Genomic DNA, 23,425 nt, shown 5'->3' with positions numbered 1-23,425 from the left:
TTATCCGATGAATCCGGAATTCAAATTGTAGAAAAACCTGTTTATTTTATCTAAAGAAATGACCTGACAAAACTCTGATTACATACTGAGCCGAGTAATTTCGGCGGTCTTGCGGAATCGCTCTAACTGATTTTTCATGGAAGCAAGGACGGGAATGGGTTTCAGGTCTCCACTGCCGGCTAGAAGTTGATCTATTTGGCGAGAGTTCATGCCCAGTTTCTCGAACGCTGTTCGAATGGCTTCCCGATCTCCGCAAGCAATGGCAAAAACAACCGCCAAATCATCCCCATAGGCGTCTTTAACACCATGTCTTTGCATCACGGTCTTAAACTCACGTTTATGGTCCTGATGTCCCAAAAATCGAACGGTTCGAAAATCTAAATCTTGTCCGGGATGTTCCTCTTTCCATAAAGCCTTCACTTTTTCAATAAGCGCCTCTCCGGGATTTTTCTCTCCTTTAAGAGAAATGAGATGAACTTCATCCGGGTGGGTTCCCAATTTGATCAAGGCTTCTCTCAATTTTCCCTCCGTTCGATTAAGGTCTGTAACGATGGGCTTTGCAAAACCAGGAACTTGCTGAATGATCTCTTCCAAACGAAGGCCCTCTTGATTTTTTTCGACGAGCGCAAAGTCGGAAATGGTAAGGAGGGATGCCTCTTTTCCTTGTGTCTCTTGGGTAAAGGAATCTTTCAAGAGATGAGATTGAATCTCACGTAATTTCTTCCTTAGGAGAAGATAGGCTGTAGCGATGGGAAAATCCTTCGCTTCGGCTATCTGAAAGAGATTTCCCCCGACAGTTGAAGGGGTCAATAGGGCTGAAAGGGTCTTAGGAAGAGGACGGGATTTTTCTTCTTCCAATCCTTTTGCAGGTTTAATGAGTTGGGCCTCACGTGGGTCTTGATGAAGCGAAATTTTCACCCTTCCTGAGAATGAACTCTTTTCTAACTCACTCGTGACATCATCCACAGATTCGGGGGTAATGCGGCTCTTCCCTTCAGATCGGCTCAAGACTCCCCATGCCTCTAAAAGAATCAGGGTGGGGGAGAGAAACTGTTGATCTCTTCCAATCAGTTCAGGATGCCTTGCAGCAATCAGGGCATCGGCCACAGCATGATAAAGAGGGTTCAGTTCATTTTCACCTAAATGATTTTCTTCTGCGAATTGTTTTAAAGCGTTCGTGAGTGTAAGATAGAAGAAACGATTCAACTCTTCGTAAGCGACGAAATACTCAAAGCGCCTTTGGGGATGATATTGAGTATTAAATCGCTTTATAAATTTCTCAAAATAGGGCCTGGCCCGGCGATTGATTTTCTTATGAATGAGCATAGCCGCTAGCACTGACACAATGACCAAAGCATCGATACCAATGAGCATAAGCGCTAGCATCCGCATAAAGATCAAACCAATGAGTGAGGTTTGCGTATTATTGAAAGGATCAAGAGGAAATCCAGATAAATATGAAATAGCCATAAGAATAAGATTCATATGTGCAGTAAATCCCAAATTTGGTTCAAGACCCAGAGTGGATGTAGTGAGAATAAAACTAAAGAAAGCGATCATCACAGGATATCGTCTTTCTCCCCTTGGATGAAAAAAGACAAAGATAAGCCTCGAAATGGCATTGATGCAAGAGACCCATAAAAAAGGATTGATGGCCTCACGGTCCCATGAGATATTAAATACTACGATCATGGCAAGGAGAGTGGGAAGAATGAAGAGACCTTCTTCAAGTTTTGGGGCAATGCGCGTGTCGTAAAGAACAGCCTGTTCAGGGCTGAGTATGTGTTTGAACATGAAGCGCTTCAAAGCGGGAATGACACCGCCAGAGGGTGTTTCAACAGGTAGTGCTCCTTTTTCTTCCTCATTCACTTCCTCTGTTTTCCCACCCCCCACATCGAAGGACATCCCCATTTCTGTTACCAATTCGCCATCAAAAAACGTCCACTCAGCCATCTTAACTCCATCTATGGTTACGATAACCTGATCAACACGATACCCTTCAGGCAATGGATAGTATCTGTCACAAAACATTTTGTTACAAAAGAATTGGGTTTCAAATATCACTTGATCACCCGCAAGTGCCTCAGCCCAAATATGGATATTTCGCACACCCAAATTGAGTCCCTTAACACGAAGGTAAGGATATTCATCCGTACTTATGTCATCATAGATCTTTGGAACCTCAACCACCAAATGTCTACGATGCTCGTCATCAAAGTAAGTCTTAACAAGTTTTGGTAACTCTTCTTCATCTCTCTCCTTTTTTTCCTCATCTAAAGTATCCGCAGTCGTTGGTTGCTGATCAGACGGCTCAGAATCATTTAAGTCTGGAATAAGAGAACCGGGAGTTTCACCCTCTTCGCCTTTCAAAGAAGTGCCTTTTCTGATGATAGTTGGAGGGGGTAGAGGAGATACTTCAATGGTTACCGAATTTTGTCGATGAGCAGTTGGTAAAAGACTGTATAAAGGCAATCCCAAAATGAAGATCATGGCCGCCCAAACAGGTCGCATTCTTTTTTCTTCATCTGCTTTATTGATTCCAGTGTGAATGAGAATAACCCCCAGAACAAAAAATGGGAGAAAAATCATAGATAAATTCAAATAGAGAGGAAGCGAAGTGAGGGCAAAACTTGAAAGAGCCACAAGAACGGCCACCCCACGTCCGCCTTGATGTCTGGGCAAAATAAAGAGAGTCCAAGAAAGCAGATTAATGCCCAGACTCCATGTAGGGTCAACTCCTAGCAAAGCAGTCACCAAAAGAGGAAGGCCAAACAATATTGTTTCTAATATAGGGGTCACGCGTGTGTCGTAGTGACTACTCCAAGATGGCATGCGTTGAAGGATCCAACCCTTAAGGGCTGAGATAACGCCGCCGTGACCCTCATGATCTGTTGTTTTTGTAACCCATGCCTGAACGTAAGAATAGGGGTCATTAATTTTCTTAATCTCAATATCTTGAGTGATAGTATTACTGCCTTCGCTTTCATTGCGAAGTTTAATTTGTCTAATTTTTCCATTTTGTTTAAAAACATACGTCCCTGCTTCCTGATTTAAAGGAGCCCCATCAACTCGAACAATCCATAAGTTTTGAGAAGGCACTCTCCCTAAATAGGCATAAGCAAAGAAAATCTTTTGAGCTAGATCAGGATCGTTGTATTGAATCAAGTTGTCGATCGCCTTATTGACGGATCTCTCATAGTCAGTGGCAACCCGAGCTACGGTCTCTGCAATATCTTCTTTTCGAAAGGATGCTTCTATGCTTCCAAGGTATCCTATAGAATCTCTATATGGATCGTACCTACCGTTTTTATCATAAGCCCCTCCTCTTGACTCCTCTACTGTAACAATCCAACTAATCCCTTCCATTTCTTGCCTCATGCGAGAATTGATAAATCTAGAATGCCACCGATGGCCAAATTCGTGGTATACCACGCTTATTGGAAGAATGACCTTACCCTCCCTCGAGGGAAGAGCATCAAAATACTCTTGTAACGCTATGATCATGAGATCATTTCCTTCGTCATTGCTATAAGAACCGTCTATCCCATTACCCCCATCAAAAACCATCGTGACTCCTTGAATTCTTTCCGGAGGTAGATTTCTCATTGCATTAAAAGCAACCATTAAATACAGTTTCTTAAACCTCTCGTCCGTGAAATTTCTAAAGCTAATTTTTATTTGACGACTTGTAAAAAATTTCGTCAAATCATCGTATGATATTTTATCCATGATTGACGCTAACTTCGAAAGCAGTTTATTTTGTGTTAGTTTTCTTAACTCCGGATAAACAGTTTTAAAATCTGTCTTAATTTGAGAGTAATCGCTTTCAAAATTTCCGAAAGCTTCTTCAACTTCTGAACTCCAATCTCTACTTCCTTTGAGATAATCCAACAAAATACTGAATCGAGAAAACTGTGTTGAATATTTCTCCCTTAGGGACTTTAATTTTTCATCCTTATCCAACAATTCTAAAAGACGATAGAAATAGTTTGAGCCACCCCCATATTGAAAAGCATGGCGGAAACTTCCTTCAAAAACCGTACGACAGGTAATAGCAAATGCAGCGTTGTCAGTATATTTTTTAGCTACCTCCTGTCTAAATTTCTCTATCTCTTCGTATGTTGATCTTGGATCGGAGACCGCTCTTAAGAAAGAGATCAAACCCATTTTTTCTTTAGGTGATAGCTTTGCAAGGTCCTCTTTAACTAATTTGGCATAGAGAGGGGCGAGATCCAAGGCATCGATAGCGCTTTCTATAATAGAATCGTCTCCTTTCTCTCGTAACTGATATAAGCCTGTAAAAAGAGGAATCTCTTTCTCTATCCCTTTCTCCAACGTATCACCCATTGCAAAATACCATCTGAAAGATTCATCACTTTCCAACAAGGAGTTTATTGCAGCTAACGATGACTCAACTGCCAAATCAATTGGAATAGTGGTTTGATTAGAACTTTCAGACGGTATGGCAAACAGATTCAATGTAGGAGCTGTATTTTCAGGAGAAACCGAGGGCTCTGAACCTGGCAGGGGAGGAAGGTCTAAAGGAGCAGATGCTTGAACAGGGGTAGAGATAGGTGGAGCCCGTCCTGACGAATCTGAACTTTTCTCTGCATTTCCTTTACAAGCCGTCATCCACAACCAAGGTAAAAGAGCAAAAAGCACCATCCAGTTTCCTGCACCTGAATTTCTGAGAGCACTCATGATTCCTCCACCTGAGGGAGGAAATTGAGGAGGCTCTTCTTCATTTCCCAAAAGCACTCGCCAATCTTTACCTGCATGCCCCGAGAGTGCCAAAAGCTTTTCAATGTAACGTTCTAAAAAGGGACGAACTTGATTATCCTGAAGCAAAGTTCTTAATTCAGGAGCTGACAGCTCTGTCAGATCTAAAAGGGTTTGTAGAGTAAACTCACCTCCTGAAACGGTTCCCGATTCAGGATGACTTCTTTCCAATGCTTCAATCACAGAGGAAAGGTCTTGGGCTTTGCTTTCCCACGCATCGAAGAAACCTTTGGGCAAAATTCTAGCTTCCTCGACCATCACTCTCCCCATCGCCTGGGCTTGGGTCATAAAATGATGAAGCGCAATTTTTTTCAACGTGGAAAAAGAGGCATTCTTGAGGCCGTCATCCATTCCACCCAGAACCTCAAATAGCTCCTTCATTTTTCGATAATAGACACTGCGGTCGTCAGAGTGAGTCATCCGAGGGGCAATCACGCAATAGCCAATATGGGCCTCTTTAAGGGCTTCTTTGACTCCCGACGTGTGAAAGCCACCCATGACCAAAGCTGCATAAGAAAGCTTTTTCTCTTGAAGAACACGAAGTGCATTCTTCATGAAAATCTCATCACGGTCGAGAACCTGTGAATAGAATTTTTCTGCCTTTTCAAAAAGATCGCCAAAGTCGGGGGATTCGTAGTCTATTGCTTCCTTCTCAGTTATATCTGCTAGTCTCTGGAGAAAATCCCCTATAAAGCTGGTCTGGCTTGCCTGGCTCGAGGCTCGAGGCTCAAGGCTCGAGGTAAATACTTCTTCTTTTTCTGTTTTTGCCTCCAGCTTCGAGCCTCGAGTCTCAAGCTTTTTTATATCTTCCCTCTTCCCCTCTAAACTCACGATTCGCTTCAAGATTTCATAATGGCCTTCCAAGGCAACCAAATTCTTTTCCTGTTCTGTGTTTGTCAAGACCGTGGTTAATTCTTTTTCAACTTGATGGATCTCTTCTTCCAAATCTTTCCACGAAAGTTTTTTTAAAATTTTCATCTGTCTGAAGAGCAACTTCAAATTTGGAATTTCGCTCGCTTGGACAAGATGCACATATTGACTTAGAAAAATGTAATGATCTTGATCGCTTTCACGTCCTAATCTGCACTCCAGGACATGGCGAAGGATTAAAGCAGATTTTTCTTGGGGAAGTTTTTTCTCTAACGTTTCAAGAAATTTTAGATATTCCTGCTCAGCTTTTGATAGATCTGTTTTTCCTTCAAGGGATTGAAGTTTGAGAAATCTTTGAATGGCTGGGTAGATGGGAAGCTGGGAGGCTGGGAAAAACATTGCTGGGTTTTTTGAATTTTTAATATTTGATTTGTCATTTTGATCTTTGATTTTTGATATTTGATTTAAGTACTCCCCCATTCCTATCTTAAACTCCCGATACTTCTCCCTCTTTTCCATCAGTTCGCGTATATCTTTTGAATAAATCTTCTCCCTTAATTTTCTAAAATCCATTTCCAAATTTTGCCAAACATGTTCTTGAAGTTCTCTTTCTTCGATAAAATCTCCCATGTACTCAATATTTTTGACATAAGCCTTTAAATCTTCAACACCGACTCCTTCAGCTTTCTCGGGTCCCTCTGTGACCAGAAAGGATTCCACACCGTCCATGTCACTCTTCTGAAGGAACTTTTCAGTAGCTCGTGCGAGAGCCTCTTTATCCGGGAAAGCCGTAAAAAAAGACAGGTCCATTTCACCACTGGCCGCCTCACAGAATATATAGAATGGTTTGAAATCTTGAGATGTTGTCAGAGTTTCCAGACCATTTTGGCTCGAGGCTCGAGGCTGAAGGCTCGAGGAGGAAAGAGGAAAAGATTGATTTTCTGCTTTTTCAGTTTGTTCTTTTGTTTTTGCCTCGAGCCTCGAGCTTCCAGCTTCGAGCTGTCTTTCTGCTTTTACCTCCAACTGTCTTTGAAGTATTTTTAAAATCCCTCGTATGTTTTTTTGAGCCTCAGGATTACAATGAATGTCTTCGACAATAAAAAAATTAGGATGATTGGGAAGAAGATTATTTTCAATCACTTCACCCAAATTGTTAGGAATTCTAAATTGATCTATGAAATTACCTAAATAGTTCTCTGATAGATTAATAGGACCTTTAATATCTGAATGAGAGGCATTTTTGGGTGTTATAATTCCAGAGCGTTGAGCTAAAGTAGGAGAAACGTCATAAAATAAAAGAGAAAAGGAAAGAATAAAAGAAGTCCATTTTTGAATAAATTTCACACTAAAAACCTCCGTTTATAAAATTGGCTCTATAACAGAATCTGTTGGTTAAAAAGAGCGATTAAATAAAAAAGGTGAGCATTGCAACCACTCCTTGTTAGAATGAGTTTTTCTTAGGAGATAAACATTCATTCAGCAGTGGGAGAAAGCCAACAATGCTCATCAAGAGACTACTCAATCAATGCTATCCAATCAAGGGTTTTGTTTATAGAGACCAAGTCCGCCTGGAAGGCAAGAGCGTGGTCGTGAATATCCAGCATCGAAAAAATAGACGGGGCCTGTGCCCGAAATGCCAAACACCATCGCCCGGCTATGATCATCTTGGCGTCTGTTGAAAAACAAATGCAACCAAACACATTCTCAACTGGCTAAACTCAAAGAACTGGTCCAATACAACTTAAAGACCATGCGGACCTATTTACTCAAAGAGGCCTTCCAACACTTCTGGACCTACACAACTCGCTCTCGTGCTGAGCGCTTCCTCAAAGACTGGCTCGCCCGCGCCATGCGGTCTGAGACTTCCCGAAATCAAAAAGGTCGCCAAGCGTCTACGTAAATATCAGGACCCACTGCTGTCCCATTATAAGTTAAACAGTATCAATTGGTTATCGTTTTCACAACTTTGAGTTTCGAGTTGAAACTCGGCAAAGGCTTGTAAAATGGGCATTTTCTCGAATAACGTCACACTCAAAATCTGTAGAATTGTGTAAAGGCCGTGATCGAAGCCAAGCCGCTTTTTCAGGATGGCTACCAGGATGTAAACTGAGACGGCGATCCAGACTTGGGTTTTCACGGCATTTTCTGAGGTACCGTAAAAGGCTTTGATCCTCAGATGTTGTTTGATCCATTTGAAAAACAGTTCCACCTGCCAACGGCATTTGTACAGTTGGGCAATGGTCAAAGCTGGCAGCAAAAAATTGTTGGTCAAGAAGCATAAGCGTTTGTTGTTTTCGCGATCGAAGTAGCGGACACGCCGAAGTTTTTCCGGATACGACTTGGCGGCGTAAAAAGTTGTCAGGACAACGGTTTGGTCCGAGAGGACTCCCGTGGATTTGTCGATCGCGTGAGAATAGAGTCTTCGGAATTGAAGATTCGATTTGGAACGAATCACAAAGAAGGACAGGGCCTGATGCAAATGGTAGAGACGATTGAAGTCGAGATAGCCACGATCCAGAATGTAGAAAGATCCGGGTTCCGGGACCAGATTGTCGAGGACATTGACGTCGTGGACTTTTCCATCGGTAATCTGAATAAAGGAAGGGATGTTGCCGCGAAGATCGATCAAAGTGTGGAGTTTGACGGCGGCCTTGTGTTTTCGGAATCTGGCCCACGGAGAAAGCGAAAGACTTAAGATCGATGGTCGTAGAGTCGAAGGCGTAAACCGTTTGATCCAATTCGACGCCGAAGGGATCGTCGGCATACAGATGCCGTGCTGTGTGAATCAACACTTGAGCAAAGTCGGCCCAGATGCGCCAATCTCGTGTTTCGTTGGCATGAGCCAAGTTGTTGCGGGAAATTCCTCCGCGGATTCCCATATGATAAAGTTTGCTGCGCATAGCCCGCAGACAAACTTCTATATCGCGCAGGCTTTCTCGATAGCTCAATTGAGCGAAGGACATCACAAGAAATGGATCGAGGCATGAAAATGTTTGGATCTTGTAATTGCCGCGGTAGCGTTGGACGCATTTGCGAAACTCCAGAAGCGGCAGATGCTCCATCACTTGAGAAAAAATAGTTGTGCCAATATTCATAAGCCATCCCTTTCTTGAAACTGGAATGGCTAAAGCGTACTGACGATTTCAAATCGATTACAGGCATTTTGATCAATAACCTTTTGCTTTGAAACAAGTTACAATAAAATCTAAATCAAACGTTGGGACAGTAGTGATTTTGAATATGTGCGCAAAGACGTGGAAAAGTTTTTGTACGATAAAGACGAACTTCGTTTTCTGGATAGAGAGATGCTTTTGAGTTTGATGAAATGACCCCTACAAAATCTAATCTCGATTTTTTAAGGCAGCTTCGACAAAAAATGGGTAGCACTTGTGAGAAATATGCCGGAGCTTGTTTTATAATGCACGTTTTCTTCTAGGGCATAAACGGCTTGGAATGCGTAAGTGGGTTTCAGACGCTCTTGAAAGTAGAGAAGGGAGCGGTCGATCGTTTTATCCGAATATTTGCATTCAATTAAGGCCCAAGGTTTCTTTCCGTTAGCGATTAGAAAATCCACCTCACGCTTTTCTTTATCACGGACATAATGAAGTTCGAAATCGCCGTATCCTAAATCATTCCAGGTGTCACAGGCTTTAAGGAGATGAAGCGCAACCATGTTTTCAAAGCGGGGCCCTTCTTTTTGAATCACACTTCCATCGAAAAGATAAACCTTGGCCTCTTGTTTAAGCGTTCGGGCAAGTCGTCCTTGAAACGGCCGTATCGAAAAAAGGTAATAAAGAGAGCTTAGAGTCTGAATCCAGTTTTTGACGGTATTAAACGACACTTCTAAATCCTCTCTTAATGCATTAAGGGAGAGGGTTGATCCGACCCGTTCCGGAAGAAGTTCAACAAGGGCATCAATCAGTCCGATCTCACGAATTCGCGTCAGGTCGCGAAGATCTTCACGGATAATCAGTTGGCGGTGTTCTCTACGCCAACGATGCAGGGTGTTAGGATCATTTTTATAAAAAGGTTCTGGGAACCCGTTGAGTGTAAATAATTTTTCAAGGGTCGCTTTTGAGTTGGGTAGGCCAGGTTCTCTCATTAAAGAATCAACGGTCTCTTGGGGAGAGAAGATTTTATCTTTTTCTTGGCGGGTGATTTCTCCCACACTTAACGGATGAAGGTGAAAGAGGTGATAGCGTCCAAAGAGAGAATCTCCGCCTCTCTGGTAAGTATTCAGCCGTCCACTGCCAGTGATCATGATTTGGGTTTTATCGCCAACCGCGTCAAAAAGCCCTTTTAAAAATTTTTTCCAACGGGGATATTTGTGAATTTCATCTAGGGCGATGCAAGGATGGGCATTTTCCACGATTTTTTCTCGCCAAAAATCTTCTGGACTCCTTAAAATACTCTTTCGATGGCTTTCGATATCCCAGTTAAAGTATGCATCACCGGCTTTTTTTCCCTCGAGGATGTGCTTGACCAAGGTCGTTTTTCCGACTTGACGTGGACCTGTGATCAGGGCCATTTTGTGGTCTTTCTCTATGCAGTCTAGGAGAGCTTGCCGAAGGTATCTCATAAGACTATTCTACATATGTATGAAATAAAGTCACGACTTTTTTTCATGGTTGTGAAATGAATGATTGGGCGAACGCCCCATTATCCTACCTAAAATTAGAAAATTGAAGGGGAATGGAAAGCTCTTTTTCTTTCAGAAGGGCTATGACAGTTTGTAAATCATCTTTGCTTTTGCTGGTCACCCGAACTTGATCTGACTGAATTTGGGGTTGAACTTTGAGTTTAAGCTCGCGAATCATTTGGGTGATTTCTTTAGCTGTTTCAGCGGGGATTCCCATTTGGAGTTCAATTTTTTGCTGAACAGTCCCATCAAGGGCTTGCTCCTTGTCTTGCCATTTGAGGGATTTAAGAGAGATATTTCTAGAGGCCACTCGTTCCTTTAAAATATCTGAGACGGCCTGGTGTTTCATTTTATCATCGGCATTGATTTGAATTTTATTTTCTTTTCGATCAAAGGAGACTTTGCACTTGGAGCCTTTAAGGTCGTAGCGGGTGAGGATCATTTTTTGGGTTTGGTTCACGGCATTGTCCACTTCTTGCAAATCTATTTTAGAAACGATATCGAATGAAGATTCTGAGGCCATGTTAGACTCCTTTTTAGTTTCTTTCCCTAAGCAGGGAAAATAATATCACTTTTTTAAAAATTGGAGGAGGGATAAAAATTAAAGATCAAACATCAAAAATCAAAATGACATATTCAATATCAAAATGTATTTGTGAAATTGTCTTCGATGATCATTTTGGATTTTGATTTGTCATTTTGATATTTGGAATTTGATTTTTGATTTCTATTCGCAGTTGACTCGACGCCTATGGGAAGACATGGGGAAGAGACATGGCAAAGTGCATAATGCCCTTTACTATTTTCTTTCCAGGGAGGAGTTTTTTGATGGCAGATGTTCATCACCTGGTCGCAAACTTGGGTGAAGGGGCATGCTCCTTTCTATGAAAAATAGGTGTTTGTTTCTTCCCATTTTAATTCTAGAGGAAGATGGGATTTGGGATGAATGAGTTTTTGAGTGTAAGGATGAATGGGATTTTTTTGAAAGAATGAAGGGGGCGCCTCTTCCACTTTTTTCCCGTGGAACATGACAAAAATACGATCGGCCAAATAGGTCACAGCCTCCCAATCATGTGAAATCAAGATGAGGCTTATTTTCAGTTCTTTTACTTTTCGTTTTAAAAGGTTCATGACTTGACGTCTCAGATAACGATCGAGAGAAGAGGTAGGTTCGTCCGCGATAAGGATTTTTGGAGAAAGACTTAGAGCCCGAGCGATCACGACGCGTTGGAGTTGTCCTCCGCTTAGCTCACTGGGTTTTCGTGAAATTAAATCATTTGAAAGGTCAAAGTCATCTAAGAGGCGGGATAATTTTTCTTTTATTTCTTTTTGTGAAATAAGATGGTGAATTTTCCATCCTTCTGTGAGAATGTCGAAAACGTCCATCCGAGGATCGAGAGAAGATTTCCAGTCTTGAAAAATCATTTGAATCAATCTTGCTTTTTCACGAGTTTTAAAATGGGATGGATCTTTTCCCAAAAGACTAATTTTCCCAGAGGAAGGAAGAAAGAGTCCGGCTAGAATTTTACCGAGGGTAGATTTGCCTGAGCCGCTTTCGCCCACAATTCCTAGGATTTCTCCAGGGAGAAGATTGAAACTCACTTCATCGAGCGCTAAAATTTCTTTTTTACCCTGATGAAAAATTTTTGAGAGTTTATCAACTTGTAATACAACATTATTCGAGTTCATGATCGTCCTTTTTACCTGAAAATAACCCCTCCATCCCACCACCTCTTGTTGGTCGGATGGCGGACTCACCTCTGTAGACGAGAGGTGGTGGGACCAACTCCCCTTAGAATAAGGGGAGAGCTCCCCTCTTGATACCCCCTCTTTTTCTAAAGAGGGGTCTGGGGAGTTAAGGGGGGAGTTACTCCGTTTTCATAAATCCAGCAGCGAACGCGATGGTCTTCTTTTCCACTCTCTAAAAACCAAGGTGGCATTTCATGATTGCATTTGGGTTTTGTGTGAGGACATCTTAAAGTATAAGGGCAACCTTGGGTTTTAAATTCTAAAAGTGGCTCTTTCCCTGGGTTGGAAATGTTCGTCCCCGATTGCTTCAAAAGCTCTTGGGTATAGGGATGAAGAGGATTTTGAAGGAGTCCAGAGGCGGGGGAATATTCCACGAGAAAACCCCGAAAAATAATTCCAAGAGAATCGCAAATGGTGGATACCGCTTCGAGGTCGTGGGAAATAATAAAAAGGGTTAATCCTTCCATTTCCTTTATTTTTTTGAGGAGCTCTAGAATGCTGTATTTAAGGTTGGCATCCAGGGCGGTCGTAGGTTCGTCCGCAATCATCAGTTGGGGATGTTGCAAGAGGGCAAGTGCAATCATCAGCCTTTGAAGTTGGCCTCCGCTGAGTTCATGCGGATAGCTTTTTAATATTCTTGTTTCGTCCTGCAGGGAAACAGCCTTCAATAATTCTGAAATTCGAGGACGTGACTCTTCCCTTAGAATTTCACGAAACTGTTTTTCAAGACGCAGTGTTGGATTAAAAAAAGTAAAGGGGTTTTGGAAAATCATGCTGATTTTTTTCCAACGGATTTCATGCCACTGATCAGGACTTGATTGAAGCAAATTTTTATTTTCATAAAGGATTTCACCCTTGACTTGAGCTTGGGGGGCTTTGAAAGGGAGAAGTCCCAGAATGGATAGAGCTGTGAGGGTTTTTCCTGATCCAGACTCTCCCATAAGTCCAAAGATTTGATTTCGTGAGATTGAAAGAGATAAATCTGAAAGCGCCATTTTAGGGCCTTCATGAGAAGGAAACGAAATGGTTAAGTTTTTAATTGCTAGCATGATGGAGATTCTCTTTTTTGGAGGCTATCTCCTAATAGATTAAAGCTGATAATTCCCATTGCAATGAAAAGGCCCGGGAAGAAACTCCACCAGGGAGCTGCTCGAAAATATCGGGCTCCATCATAGACCAGTTTCCCGAGCGTAGGATAGGGAGGCGGTGGCCCAAATCCGAGGAAGGAGAGGCTGGACTCAGCAAGAATCATGGTTCCTAAAGAGAGCATCAGAAGAATGGAGAGAATCCCTTTACAGTGAGGAAAGATGTGTCGAATGAGGATATGAAAGTGATTGGCTCCTAGAAGCCGACTTGCGGTTACAAAATCTTTTGAGCGAATGGATTGGACTGTTGAACGAATGACGCGGGCCGAGGAGGCCCAGCCTGAAAAAATAAGAGAGAGGAGTAATGTTTTTTCCCCCGGCCCGAGGGTAGCACAAATGGCCAGGGTCAAAAGCAAGGAAGGAAAGGCAAGCATGCAATCAATGATCGAGACTAAAACCCAATCAATGATTCCTCCAAAGTAACCACTTAAAACCCCAGCAAAGACTCCGATTGCAAGTGTAAGAATCGTGGCGAAGGTTGCTACAATGATGCTGTATCTGAGCCCATAGAGAGAGCGAGAGAAAAGGTCTCGACCGAGTTGATCTGTGCCAAACAGGTGCTCTGGATTGGGAGCCTGAGGTGATTCCACAAGCTCAATTTCTGAGGGGGAATGCGTGGCGAGGAGGGGGGCAAGCATTGCCAGTGTATAGAGAAAGATGACGCCAGTTAGACCTAGAATGCGTTGAAGGTTGATCATGTTTAAGTCTTTTTTTTGAATGGAAAATTCATATTATTAAAATATCAAAAATCAAACATCAAAAATCAAAATTGCGGTAGAGATTTATGAAAGACTTCTGAACCAGATTTGCTAATAGTACACATAAAATACGTCTATTCTTTTAAGTTTTCGAACAGTTTTAAATTTTAATATGTCATTTTGATATTTGCATTTTGATTTTTGATATAAGGCTCTAGATAAAGTGGACGAGTGTTCAAAGAATGCCTATGTTTTTACCCTTAACTTTGGATTCAACGTGTAAATAATCATATCAGCAATAAAATTCATGGTCACAAAAATAAAGGCTGAAAAAAGGACCATGCCCATGACAACAGGATAGTCTCTTCTCCCGAGTCCTGTCAGGGCATATTTTCCAATACCTGGAATTCCAAAAATCGTTTCTGTAATGGCTGCTCCACTTAAAAGGCTGCCAAAATCGAGGGCTAAGGTCGTTAAAATCGGACCGAGTGCATTCCTCAGCGCATGAACGAGAATGATGCGTTTTTGTGATAGGCCTCGTGCCCGGGCGCTCAAAATATAGTCTTCTTTAAGAATTTCAATCATTTGATTCCGTGTGATACGGGAAAGAAGGGCTGTGGGCCGGATTCCCAAGACGAATGCGGCGAGGATAAGATTGAAGGTAAGTGAAGAAAAAGTATTTAAAAGGGGAAGGGTGTCAAGGCGAGAGGCAAAAATTAAAATGAGAATTCCCATCCAAAAAACGGGAAGAGAGATGGCAAAGAGGGTCAGGGTCATGATTCCCTTATCCCAAATTGAATGGGGACGAATGGCCGCAAATATTCCGGTTGGAATTCCCATCAGTCCTCCAATCAGGGTTGCAAGCAAAGCCAGAAAAAAAGTGATGGGAAAGCGTTCCATTAAATTTTTGAGAATATTTTCATGTGTAAAATAGGAGCGGCCTAGATGACCATGAAGTACGTTAGAAATATATTGCATCCATTGATAAAACAGAGGCCGGTCCAATCCTAATTCTTTTCGAATGCTGGAGAGCGTTTGGGCATCCGCATGTTGGCCTGTAAAATTTTGAACGGGATCTCCGGGGACAAGATAGATAAGAATAAAAGTGAGGGTCAGGACGCCTAGAAGGATGAGGAGGGTACTGGTGATTCTCTTTAGAAAATAGCTTTTCAATGCGGCCTCTTTTCTATTTGGAGGAATTTGTTCCCGTTGTATAAAGGATGAGCGATGACGGGGTCGATCCAGGGCTGTTTAACCAGCGGACTCACCGAACTATAGAGAAAGACCATGGGACATTCTTTTAAGATTTTCTTTTGAATGCTTCGATACAATTTTAAACGTCTTTTAATAGAGGTTGTTCTTTGAAGTTTCTCAATCAGTTGATCAATTTCTGGATTATGAAGGCCAGTGTAATTACCTCCGGCCCCTATATTAGATGAATGAAATAAGGGATAGAGAAAATTTTCTCCCTCTGGATAATCAGCCCACCAGCTCATGAGGCAAAGATCAAAGTTCCCTTGGGCAAGACTCATTTTAAAGGAGCTCCACTCTTCCTCGACTATTTTGACATGGATCCCAATCTTTTCAAGCTGGGCTTGAATGGCTTCTGCAATCTCGCGTGTTTCTTCGTTGGTGCTTTCTAAAAGCACGAGCTCTTGTCTGATTTGGGAAGAGGATTGAAGGATTTGACGTGCACGATAAGAATTAAACGGCAGGGTCGACAAATCCTTGTTGTATCCAAAGACTCCGGGCGGGATAGGTCCATTCACCGGAAGAGAACGGTTTTTTCTTAAAGACTGAATGATAGAAGCGGTATCGATTGCTTGCGTCACTGCACGTCGGTATTCTAACGAAATGAAGGGGCTTCTTCTCATGTTCAATCCTAGATAGTAGAGGCTTAAATTTTTTTGCTCAATGATTTTGTCCTTCCACTTCGGATCTTCAAGATATAGAGAAATTTCAGGACCTGGGATATCAATAAGATCTAGATGCCCTCGTTTAAATTCGGATGACACAAAAAGGGTTTCCTTGATCATCCGAAATCGTATCTTCTCGATCTTGGCTTTTCCCTGATAGTAAAGGGGATTTGATTTTAATAGAATTTCATAATCATGACGCCAGTGGTCAAGGAGAAAAGGGCCGGTCCCCATGAATGACTTATTTTCTTCAAACGCTTTCTTGGAAAGGATGCTTGCGTTAGGTAAGGTTAAGAGCGATAGAAAAGGAGAAAAAGGCTCTTCGAGCCGAATGGTAATGATCAAAGGTGTTTTGATCTCGAGCCCAGTCAAATGATTATTTTCTCTAGATCGAAAAGCTTGAAATCCTTCCACATGAGAGAGAATCCAGGCCCTGGGAGAAAGTGTGGAAGGATGGGCGAGCCGTTCGAGGCTGAAGACAATGTCTTCAGCCGTAAGAGGGATTCCATCTTGAAAACGCATATTTTTTCTTAGGAAGAAGGTGTAGATTTTTCCATCTTTCGAGATTTTCCAGGAACGGGCAAGGGCAGGATGAAGGGTTAAATTTTCATTGTACTGAAGGAGGGTATCGTAGAGAAGGGCACTTAATTTTCCACTTTTAACATCGGTCATGAGGGCTGGGTCGAGCGTCGTCGGATCGCTGTCGAAATGAAGACATAAGGTTTTTGAAAGATCTTCCCTTTGGGAACAGCCGATTAGACCAGTAAAAAAGATTAAGGATAGATAGAAAAACAGTTTTTGCATTGTCGTTCTTGTCATATCGATTTACCCAAGGTTAATTTAAAATTCAAAATTCAAAAATCAAAATGACAACCTAAAATCCAAAATTTCTAATGCTATTGCAGGGGAGACATTTTAAGTTTTGATCTGTCATTTTGATATTTCATTTTTGGATTCTTATAGTTGTCGATTACAGTTTAAAATAAAAGCCTCAAAAATCTTCCTTTGAAACGGATCTTTTTCAAAAAGATCCTCAGGATGCCATTGTACTCCAACAATCCAATGAGGTCCGTCTTTTTCAATCGCTTCAATCACATGATCATGGGATTTGGCGCTGATACTTAATCCCTTTCCCAGTTTTTGAATCGCCTGATGGTGACGGCTATTCACTTGTGTTGTGGGAGGTAAAAGAGAACTTAATTTTTTTGAGGCAAGAACCTCAACTTCATGATAGGAAGAAGAACCGTCTGGTTTTCTACAATGAATTTGTTTCGATTCGGGCGATAAATCACTGTACAGCGTTCCCCCAAAAGCGACATTGATGGCTTGAAGCCCCAGACAAATTCCGAAAATAGGTATTTTTTTTTCATGAGCCTTTTGAATCAGTGAAATCTCAAAGAGGGCTCGTTTCTCATCTCTCTCAGTAGGAATGACTCTTGAGACCTCTCCCCAAAGATAAGAAGGAATATCCCCTCCTCCTGTCAATAAAAGGCCATCGATTTGATTTAGAAAGTTTGAATCGATCGTTGGGCTGGGAAAAAGAATTTTAGGATCTCCCCCTACCGATTCAATGGCTGAGATATAATTTTTAAGGTGGGAAACATTTTCATTCTTTTCAGAAGGAATACCTGTTACAACTGCAATTTTGGGTTTATGACTCGCCATGGCGAATAAAAATTCCGGGTCCTGCGTTGGTTTCTTTTCCCTCATCGAGGACGATTTTGCCATTGACCAGAACCATTTTGATTCCTGTTGAATCCAGTGTCGGTTTTTGAAAGCTAGCACGATCTTTTAAGGTTTTAGGATTAAAGAGGACAAGATCGGCATAAAAATTTTTGTCAATGAGTCCTCTCTTTTTTAGGCCCAATCGCTGGGCTGGGAATCCCGTCATCTTATAAATGGCCTCTTCGAGAGAGAGGAGAGGATTTTTCCCAAAAACATAACGCTTTAAAAATTTTGGAAAGGTTCCGTAAGTCCTGGGATGGACCACAGGGAGAAAGGTTTTTCCATTGCGGCTACGGGCCGATGCATCCGATCCAATCATCGATTTGGGATGGAGGAGAATGCGGTCCATATTTTCTTCAGACATCGAAAAGAAGATGACATTCACCTGCATTTTTTCCTCGCAAAGAAGATCAATGACAAAAGTTCCGATGGATTTTTTACTCAGAAGTGCGCATTCGGCAAGCGTTCGGCCGATCCACTGCTGGTTAGATTTCCCAGGCAAATTTGCAATCAAGGTCAGCGAAAATCGCGAGCCGATGTTATCAAGAAATTGAATATATTTTTTTCTTAAGGCAGGTTTTTGAAGTTTGATCACCGCCTGAAGGTCTCCGCCATTAAATAAATGTTTGGGAAGGTAGGTGTCCAGTGATGTGAAAGAAGCGGCATAAGGATAGCGGTCCCAAGTGATATCATCCCCTTTCAAAATTGATTTTTCGAGCAGTTCAAAAAGAGAATCGATTTTTCCCCAATTTTTCTCTCCTGCCGTTTTGAGATGAGAAATTTCAAGAGGAAGTTTTGCTTGACGGCTGATTCGAATGGATTCTCGAACCGATTCAAGCAGATGATCTCCTTCGCTTCTCATGTGGGTTGCGTAGATTCCATTTTTTTTTGAAACGATTTTAGCAAGGGTGACCAGTTCATCTGTTTTTGCAAAACATCCTGGGGTATAAATAAGACCGCTGGAAAGCCCCACGGCTCCTTCGTCCATGGCTTTTTCAAGTTTGTGTTTCATCCATTTAAGTTCATCGGAATTGGGGGTGCGATTTTCATGATTCATGGCAGCCAATCTTAATGTTCCACTTCCTACGAGCGTCATCCAATTCATCGCAGGTTTAAGAGATGTGACAAGTTGACTGAATGAGGCAAGGTTCTTCCAATCCTCTTTAAGGCCATAAGCTTTAAGTTCATTCTGAAAATGTTTTTTGAAATGACCGGTCAGGAGAAAAGGAGAATACCCACAGTTACCGCATACTTCGGTGGTGACACCTTGAGAAATTTTGCTTGAGGATTGGGGATCGATGCAAAAATAATGATCCGTGTGACCATGCATATCGATAAATCCCGGGCTCAAAATCCATCCCTTAGCCTGAATCACTCTTTTGGCAGGGGTATCGATTTTTGGGGCAATTGCAGCAATGCGTGATCCTGAAACAGCCAGATCACTGACAAAGGGCCTTTTGCCAGAACCGTCTACGATGAGAGCTGATTTAAAGACAATGTCAACCGGGTTCATGGGTGTTACCTTTTTAATTTAAAATTCAAAAATCAAAATGCAAAATGACAACCTAAAATTCAAAATTTCTAGTGCTATTGCAAGGGAGACATTTTAAGTTTTACATTGTCATTTTAATTTTTGATGTTTGAATTTTGAATTCTCTTTATTGATTCTATGATTGAAAAGAGGGTCTATTCAAGTATAATTCGTAAATCGGTTATAGGTGATGGGTGCTCGGTGATCGTGAAAAACTCTGGTCTCTTGGAAAATATATGAAAAAACACAATGGATTTACCCTTCTTGAAATTCTTGTAGTCATGGCTATTTTAGGAATTCTTGCGGTTCTTGTCGTTCCAAAACTCTCAGAAAGGCCAAAGCAGGCGAAGCGATTAAAAGCGCTTCTTCAAATGAAATCTTTTCAGGAAGCCCTTGAGCTTTTTAATGTAGATCAGGGTTATTATCCCGCGACTGAGCAAGGTCTAGCACTTTTGGTGAAGAGCGGGCAAGATCCCACAAAAAAATATCTTGAGACAGGGGAAGTTCCTTTAGATCCCTGGGGGCACTCTTATCTTTACCTTTCCCCTGGTTTAGAGGGAAGAAACTTTGATATTGTTTCCCTGGGACAAGATGGCCGCCGTGGTGGGACGGGATGGGATAGGGATATTGAAAGTTGGAAGCTAGAAGAAAATTAGGAATGAAACCTCTCAAAAAGGCCCATCTGCTGCGTTGCCCGCCGCGCTCCCTTGTGCGACGTACGAGAAAATGTACGTCTCCGCGGTCGCTTGCGGGCGCCTTGCATCTGGACCTTTTTGAGAGGTTTCTAAATTAAAGATAAAGAATTAGGGGAAATCCCATCGATACAAATTTACGTCAAAATACAACTGGTTTCATTCTTCTTGAGGCACTGATTTGTCTTACCGTTCTTGTGATTCTTCTTCCCTTAATGCATCGTGTTTATATCGAAGGTATTAAAAAGTATGAGCAATGCCTTCTCAGGGAGGAAGCAGGTTTGTTGGCTAGGGCCTCTCTTTCAGAGATAGAGATTTCTTTGCTTCATCCAGAGATCTTACTGAATTTAGATGAGGCCCAAAAAAAATCTCAAAATGGAACACTTTTTTTTATTCACAAAAACGTATTGGATAAAGATGGTTTTAAAGAAATCAGGATCGAGGTTCAGTGGAGGATAGCGAATGTGCTTGAACATTATCTATTGAGTGAGGATGTATTTTTAGGAGAGGATGAAATTAATTTAAAATCCAAAAATCAAAATGCAAAATGACAATCCAAAACTCAAAATTTTTCCATGCGACGACATTGGGAACATTTTGGATTTTGATCTGTCATTTTGATTTTTGATATTTGATTTTTGGATTTTCATAGATGGAGCTTGTAATGAAAAAAGGCTTCACCCTTCTTGAATGGGTTATTGCTTTTGCGATCCTTATTTTGGTTTGGGGAAGTACAGCGCCGGGTTTAGTTCATTTGATGAGATCCCTTAAAAGAATGACCCAGAATCATCCCATTCAAGAGTCTGTCCGTACTTTCCGACTTTTTGAAAAGGATCTGACAACTGGTATCAAAGGATTTGAGGGAGATCCCTTGCATGTCACCTTTCGTTCTTTCGAAGAAAAAATAAAATACGAGTGGCGAGATAAAAATATTTATGTGATTCGCAATGTTTTAAAAGGAAGGGCATTCCATAAAGAGGAAGTTCTCTTAAAAAATATTGAGGAATGTCGATGGCAATATCTTGTTAAAGGAGAGTGGCAAGGTATTTTTAAAACGGGGGATTTTCCAGAGGCTATTCAATGGCAATTTGAGAAGGATGGGGAGATTTTCCAAATGTTTTATCCAATACGAACCGAGCGTTCATGAAGAAAAAAAATAACACCGGATTTATTTTCGTCCACTTGATTTTGGCTGTTTTTCTTTTGGCCTCTTTGCTTTGTTCATTTCAAATCTGGATTGCTCAATACGAAAGGCAAGTCAAAAAGAGTCTGAAAATTTTTGAGAAAAAAATTCACCATCGTTCCCTGATCTATCGAGCCATGGCCTTATTATCTAAGGCCGATGTTTCAAAAAAAATCGAAGATGTTTCGGAATCTTCCATCCATCTTCAATGGGAAGATGAGAGTGAAAAATTTGATTTAAAAGAATTAAATCATCCCGATCAAGATCAGCGTGAACAATATTCACGCTGGATTGAAAAATTGTTTAAAAAATTGCAGATCCCTTCCTCAAAAATCCATGCGATTTTTGAGGAGATCCATTCTCATGAAAATTTAGAATCACTTGAAGAAATTCCCTCTCTTCGTACCCTTATGAAAGAGAAAGATTTAGACTTAAGTGCTTATTTAACCGTCTATTCTCAAGGCGGAAAAATTAATATCAACACGGCCCCCAAGCTTGTTTTAGAGGTTTTACTGGAAGATGAAGACCCGTTTTTGGTAGAAAGGGTTCTTAAAAAGAGGAGAAGTGGGATTTCACCCTATCATTCAACGGAGGAACTCTCGGGGCTCAGCACGAGTGTTTTAAAATGGCTGACCTTTAAAGGGTCTTATTTTAGAATTCGAATCTTTGATCAAAATTTTAAAGAGCCTAGAATGGATGTTGTTTTAGAAAGGGCATTTGGAACGGTTAAGGTCAGACAATGGATCGAAAAATAAAAACCACGTGTTTAGAGATGATGGGAACACAAGTTCGTGTGGCCCAAGTTTCCTTGATCCATCGTAAGATTGATTCAGTTAATATTGATGAAATGACCTTGGATGCATTTAAAAAAAGCCATTTGATCAGTAAAAACCAGGGCAGAATTTCTGTCATTTTTCCTGTAGAACGGGCTTTCCTTCATGAAATGCGTATTCCCAAAAATATATCCAAGCGGGTGATGTATCAAATGTTGGTTTCAAATTTTGAAGTAGCTCTACCTTTTTCGATGGATGGATATGAGCCTTATAGTCTTTGTATCGATGAGACAAAAGAAGAAGTCCATTATTTGCAATTTATTCTTTCTCCCGATGCATGGCCTTTTAAAGCGGAACTAGAAATGGGGTCATTAGAAAGTCATCCAGGTGCTATTTTTAAAGGTTTTTCAGATCTATTCTCATTTCCTGAAGGTGAAGTTTCTCTTCTTTGTTTGGAAGGGAGCAATCATTTTCAGGTGGTCTGGGGACTGAATGGAGTGATGCAAGGAATTCGTATTCTTCGAAAAGTCGAAGGTGAAAATTTCGCTAGCACTTTTGCGCAGACGATCTTGGCCTGTCCCTCTGTAAAAAATTTCTTTTCCTGGTGTCATGGAAAAGAAGAAAAAATGTTGGACGATTCTTTATTAACTTCGAAATGGACTCATCTTAAGAAAGGACCGATTCCTGATCCTTTAAAGGGAAAGGAAGAACACTTGGCTTTGATCTCAGCGGCTTTGGCTCATGCCCTGGGTTATCCTCAGGAAGTGATAGGTCCTAAATCTTCTTTTCTTCAAATCTTAAAAACTCCTCATATGACCCAACTCTTGATTCGCAGCCTATCCCTTTTTTTGATTGCTGGTTTGATTGTGGAATGTTTATGGATTGCCTCTTTGATAAAAATACGTCGTGAAAATCAGAATTTTTCTCAAAAAATAGAAAGTGCTTTTTATAGTATTTTCTCAAAAGAGACACCGATCATTAATCCTGTAGAACAGATGAAGGAAAAGGCAGCCGCTCTATTGGGAAGTTCCTGGGACTCAAAAGTTCGTCCGCGGGAATTCCTAAATCTTATTTCATCGATTCATCCCTCGAAAGAATCCGGTATTCAAATTGTGAAGATTTCCCTATTAGCAGGTCAGTTAAAATTGGATGGAGTGAGCCCGACGGTTGAGGTTGTCTATCCATGGGTGGGAAGCCTTCGTTCTAAATTTCATACGGTGGAGCTTTCCCGCGTGGAGCGGGAGACTCAAGGGACTCAATTCTTGTTTCATATTTTAATCTTTTTAGAAGAGGGGCATCATGTCTCAATATAGAAAGTGGCTTATCCTTTTTGCTGGTATTGCCTTTTTTCTTGGGGGAACGTTTATTTTTACCTTTCGTCAGTTGAGGATCAATGAAAAAGAAAATGCCACCCTTTCCCAAGAATTCTTTTCATTGCAAAAAATGTCTCATCTTATGACAGATCATCAGCCCTCGATTCAAAATGACAAAACGCTTGAAAAGGTCGGGCAAATTCTTCAGAAGTTAAGATTGAAAGACAGAATTCTTCATATTCAACCCTCTCAAAATGAGGTTGAGATTTCGCTTCAAAATCTTTCCCAAAATGAATTTATTGGGCTTCTAGAGTCTTTGGACGAGCTGGAGGGATTGGTTCTTATCCATGTTGAACTTGCTCAAGGTTCTTCCCAAACCTTGTCTCTTCTTCTGACACTCAAGGCTTAACAT

At 41.3% G+C, this 23,425-nt stretch carries 17 protein-coding genes and 2 pseudogenes; 8 read left to right on the top strand and 11 right to left on the bottom strand.

Annotated elements, in window-relative coordinates; genetic code table 11:
* Nucleotides 1–78: 78 nt before the first annotated feature.
* Entirely contained in the window at nucleotides 79–6,993 is a 6,915-nt protein-coding gene (locus HYS07_11285; GenBank protein MBI1871750.1) for a hypothetical protein, read from the bottom strand.
* A 322-nt stretch (nucleotides 6,994–7,315) separates the two neighbouring features.
* On the opposite strand from HYS07_11285, the pseudogene HYS07_11280 reads away from it, so the two are divergent.
* Nucleotides 7,316–7,549: pseudogene (locus HYS07_11280) on the top strand (transposase).
* A gap of 24 nt (nucleotides 7,550–7,573) precedes the next feature.
* Here HYS07_11280 and HYS07_11275 read toward each other — a convergent pair.
* The 10 genes and pseudogenes from HYS07_11275 to HYS07_11230 form a co-directional block, all read right to left on the bottom strand.
* Nucleotides 7,574–8,744, bottom strand: a pseudogene (locus tag HYS07_11275) (IS4 family transposase).
* 260 nt (nucleotides 8,745–9,004) lie between these two features.
* Entirely contained in the window at nucleotides 9,005–10,177 is a 1,173-nt protein-coding gene (locus tag HYS07_11270) for an ATP-binding protein (GenBank protein MBI1871749.1), read from the bottom strand.
* Nucleotides 10,178–10,313: 136 nt separating this feature from the next.
* Nucleotides 10,314–10,811, bottom strand: a complete 498-nt coding sequence (locus tag HYS07_11265) for a YajQ family cyclic di-GMP-binding protein (protein MBI1871748.1) — start codon at nucleotides 10,809–10,811, stop codon at nucleotides 10,314–10,316.
* Between the two features lie 359 nt (nucleotides 10,812–11,170).
* Nucleotides 11,171–11,977, bottom strand: a complete 807-nt coding sequence (locus tag HYS07_11260; GenBank protein MBI1871747.1) for an ABC transporter ATP-binding protein — start codon at nucleotides 11,975–11,977, stop codon at nucleotides 11,171–11,173.
* A gap of 146 nt (nucleotides 11,978–12,123) precedes the next feature.
* Complete coding sequence (locus HYS07_11255; GenBank protein ID MBI1871746.1) at nucleotides 12,124–13,086, bottom strand: ABC transporter ATP-binding protein; 963 nt, start codon at nucleotides 13,084–13,086, stop codon at nucleotides 12,124–12,126.
* Nucleotides 13,080–13,880, bottom strand: a complete 801-nt coding sequence (locus tag HYS07_11250; GenBank protein ID MBI1871745.1) for an ABC transporter permease — start codon at nucleotides 13,878–13,880, stop codon at nucleotides 13,080–13,082. The genes HYS07_11255 and HYS07_11250 overlap by 7 nt, the downstream gene beginning before the upstream one ends.
* A gap of 246 nt (nucleotides 13,881–14,126) precedes the next feature.
* Nucleotides 14,127–15,053: an ABC transporter permease gene (locus tag HYS07_11245; protein ID MBI1871744.1), complete on the bottom strand. Its 927-nt coding sequence runs from the start codon at nucleotides 15,051–15,053 to the stop codon at nucleotides 14,127–14,129.
* Nucleotides 15,050–16,615, bottom strand: a complete 1,566-nt coding sequence (locus HYS07_11240) for an ABC transporter substrate-binding protein (GenBank protein MBI1871743.1) — start codon at nucleotides 16,613–16,615, stop codon at nucleotides 15,050–15,052. Before HYS07_11240 ends, HYS07_11245 begins: the two co-directional genes overlap by 4 nt.
* Nucleotides 16,616–16,753: 138 nt before the next feature.
* Nucleotides 16,754–17,461: a gamma-glutamyl-gamma-aminobutyrate hydrolase family protein gene (locus tag HYS07_11235; GenBank protein ID MBI1871742.1), complete on the bottom strand. Its 708-nt coding sequence runs from the start codon at nucleotides 17,459–17,461 to the stop codon at nucleotides 16,754–16,756.
* The gene (locus HYS07_11230) at nucleotides 17,448–18,872 is read right to left on the bottom strand and encodes an amidohydrolase family protein (protein MBI1871741.1); all 1,425 of its coding nucleotides are present in this window, start codon (nucleotides 18,870–18,872) and stop codon (nucleotides 17,448–17,450) included. Before HYS07_11230 ends, HYS07_11235 begins: the two co-directional genes overlap by 14 nt.
* 64 nt (nucleotides 18,873–18,936) lie before the next feature.
* On the opposite strand from HYS07_11230, the gene HYS07_11225 reads away from it, so the two are divergent.
* From HYS07_11225 to HYS07_11195, 7 genes are all read left to right on the top strand, one after another.
* A complete protein-coding gene (locus HYS07_11225; GenBank protein ID MBI1871740.1) occupies nucleotides 18,937–19,056 on the top strand; it encodes a hypothetical protein in 120 nt (39 codons plus the stop codon).
* A 232-nt stretch (nucleotides 19,057–19,288) separates the two neighbouring features.
* On the top strand, nucleotides 19,289–19,708 hold the full coding sequence (gene gspG / locus HYS07_11220) for a type II secretion system major pseudopilin GspG (protein MBI1871739.1): 420 nt from the start codon (nucleotides 19,289–19,291) through the stop codon (nucleotides 19,706–19,708).
* A gap of 233 nt (nucleotides 19,709–19,941) precedes the next feature.
* On the top strand, nucleotides 19,942–20,295 hold the full coding sequence (locus tag HYS07_11215) for a hypothetical protein (protein ID MBI1871738.1): 354 nt from the start codon (nucleotides 19,942–19,944) through the stop codon (nucleotides 20,293–20,295).
* 113 nt (nucleotides 20,296–20,408) lie between these two features.
* Entirely contained in the window at nucleotides 20,409–20,891 is a 483-nt protein-coding gene (locus HYS07_11210; protein ID MBI1871737.1) for a hypothetical protein, read from the top strand.
* A complete protein-coding gene (locus tag HYS07_11205) occupies nucleotides 20,888–21,682 on the top strand; it encodes a general secretion pathway protein GspK (GenBank protein MBI1871736.1) in 795 nt (264 codons plus the stop codon). Before HYS07_11210 ends, HYS07_11205 begins: the two co-directional genes overlap by 4 nt.
* Entirely contained in the window at nucleotides 21,667–23,013 is a 1,347-nt protein-coding gene (locus tag HYS07_11200) for a hypothetical protein (protein MBI1871735.1), read from the top strand. Before HYS07_11205 ends, HYS07_11200 begins: the two co-directional genes overlap by 16 nt.
* Complete coding sequence (locus HYS07_11195) at nucleotides 23,000–23,422, top strand: hypothetical protein (protein ID MBI1871734.1); 423 nt, start codon at nucleotides 23,000–23,002, stop codon at nucleotides 23,420–23,422. Before HYS07_11200 ends, HYS07_11195 begins: the two co-directional genes overlap by 14 nt.
* Nucleotides 23,423–23,425: the final 3 nt, after the last annotated feature.

Source organism: Chlamydiota bacterium (genome assembly GCA_016178055.1).
Classification (GTDB): domain Bacteria; phylum Auribacterota; class JACPWU01; order JACPWU01; family JACPWU01; genus JACOUC01.
This window is presented reverse-complemented; position numbering and strand designations above follow the sequence as displayed.

What these genes read in the sequence shown, in the direction of transcription:
- HYS07_11210 (MBI1871737.1), top strand. Translation starts at nt 20,409, where the DNA reads ATGAAAAAAGGCTTCACCCTTCTTGAATGGGTTATTGCTTTTGCGATC.
- HYS07_11200 (MBI1871735.1), top strand. Translation starts at nt 21,667, where the DNA reads ATGGATCGAAAAATAAAAACCACGTGTTTAGAGATGATGGGAACACAA.
- gspG (MBI1871739.1), top strand. Translation starts at nt 19,289, where the DNA reads ATGAAAAAACACAATGGATTTACCCTTCTTGAAATTCTTGTAGTCATG.
- HYS07_11255 (MBI1871746.1), bottom strand. Translation starts at nt 13,086, where the DNA reads ATGCTAGCAATTAAAAACTTAACCATTTCGTTTCCTTCTCATGAAGGC.
- HYS07_11270 (MBI1871749.1), bottom strand. Translation starts at nt 10,177, where the DNA reads ATGGCCCTGATCACAGGTCCACGTCAAGTCGGAAAAACGACCTTGGTC.
- HYS07_11240 (MBI1871743.1), bottom strand. Translation starts at nt 16,615, where the DNA reads ATGACAAGAACGACAATGCAAAAACTGTTTTTCTATCTATCCTTAATC.
- HYS07_11225 (MBI1871740.1), top strand. Translation starts at nt 18,937, where the DNA reads ATGCGTGATCCTGAAACAGCCAGATCACTGACAAAGGGCCTTTTGCCA.
- HYS07_11250 (MBI1871745.1), bottom strand. Translation starts at nt 13,880, where the DNA reads ATGATCAACCTTCAACGCATTCTAGGTCTAACTGGCGTCATCTTTCTC.
- HYS07_11205 (MBI1871736.1), top strand. Translation starts at nt 20,888, where the DNA reads ATGAAGAAAAAAAATAACACCGGATTTATTTTCGTCCACTTGATTTTG.
- HYS07_11265 (MBI1871748.1), bottom strand. Translation starts at nt 10,811, where the DNA reads ATGGCCTCAGAATCTTCATTCGATATCGTTTCTAAAATAGATTTGCAA.
- HYS07_11260 (MBI1871747.1), bottom strand. Translation starts at nt 11,977, where the DNA reads ATGAACTCGAATAATGTTGTATTACAAGTTGATAAACTCTCAAAAATT.
- HYS07_11235 (MBI1871742.1), bottom strand. Translation starts at nt 17,461, where the DNA reads ATGGCGAGTCATAAACCCAAAATTGCAGTTGTAACAGGTATTCCTTCT.
- HYS07_11195 (MBI1871734.1), top strand. Translation starts at nt 23,000, where the DNA reads ATGTCTCAATATAGAAAGTGGCTTATCCTTTTTGCTGGTATTGCCTTT.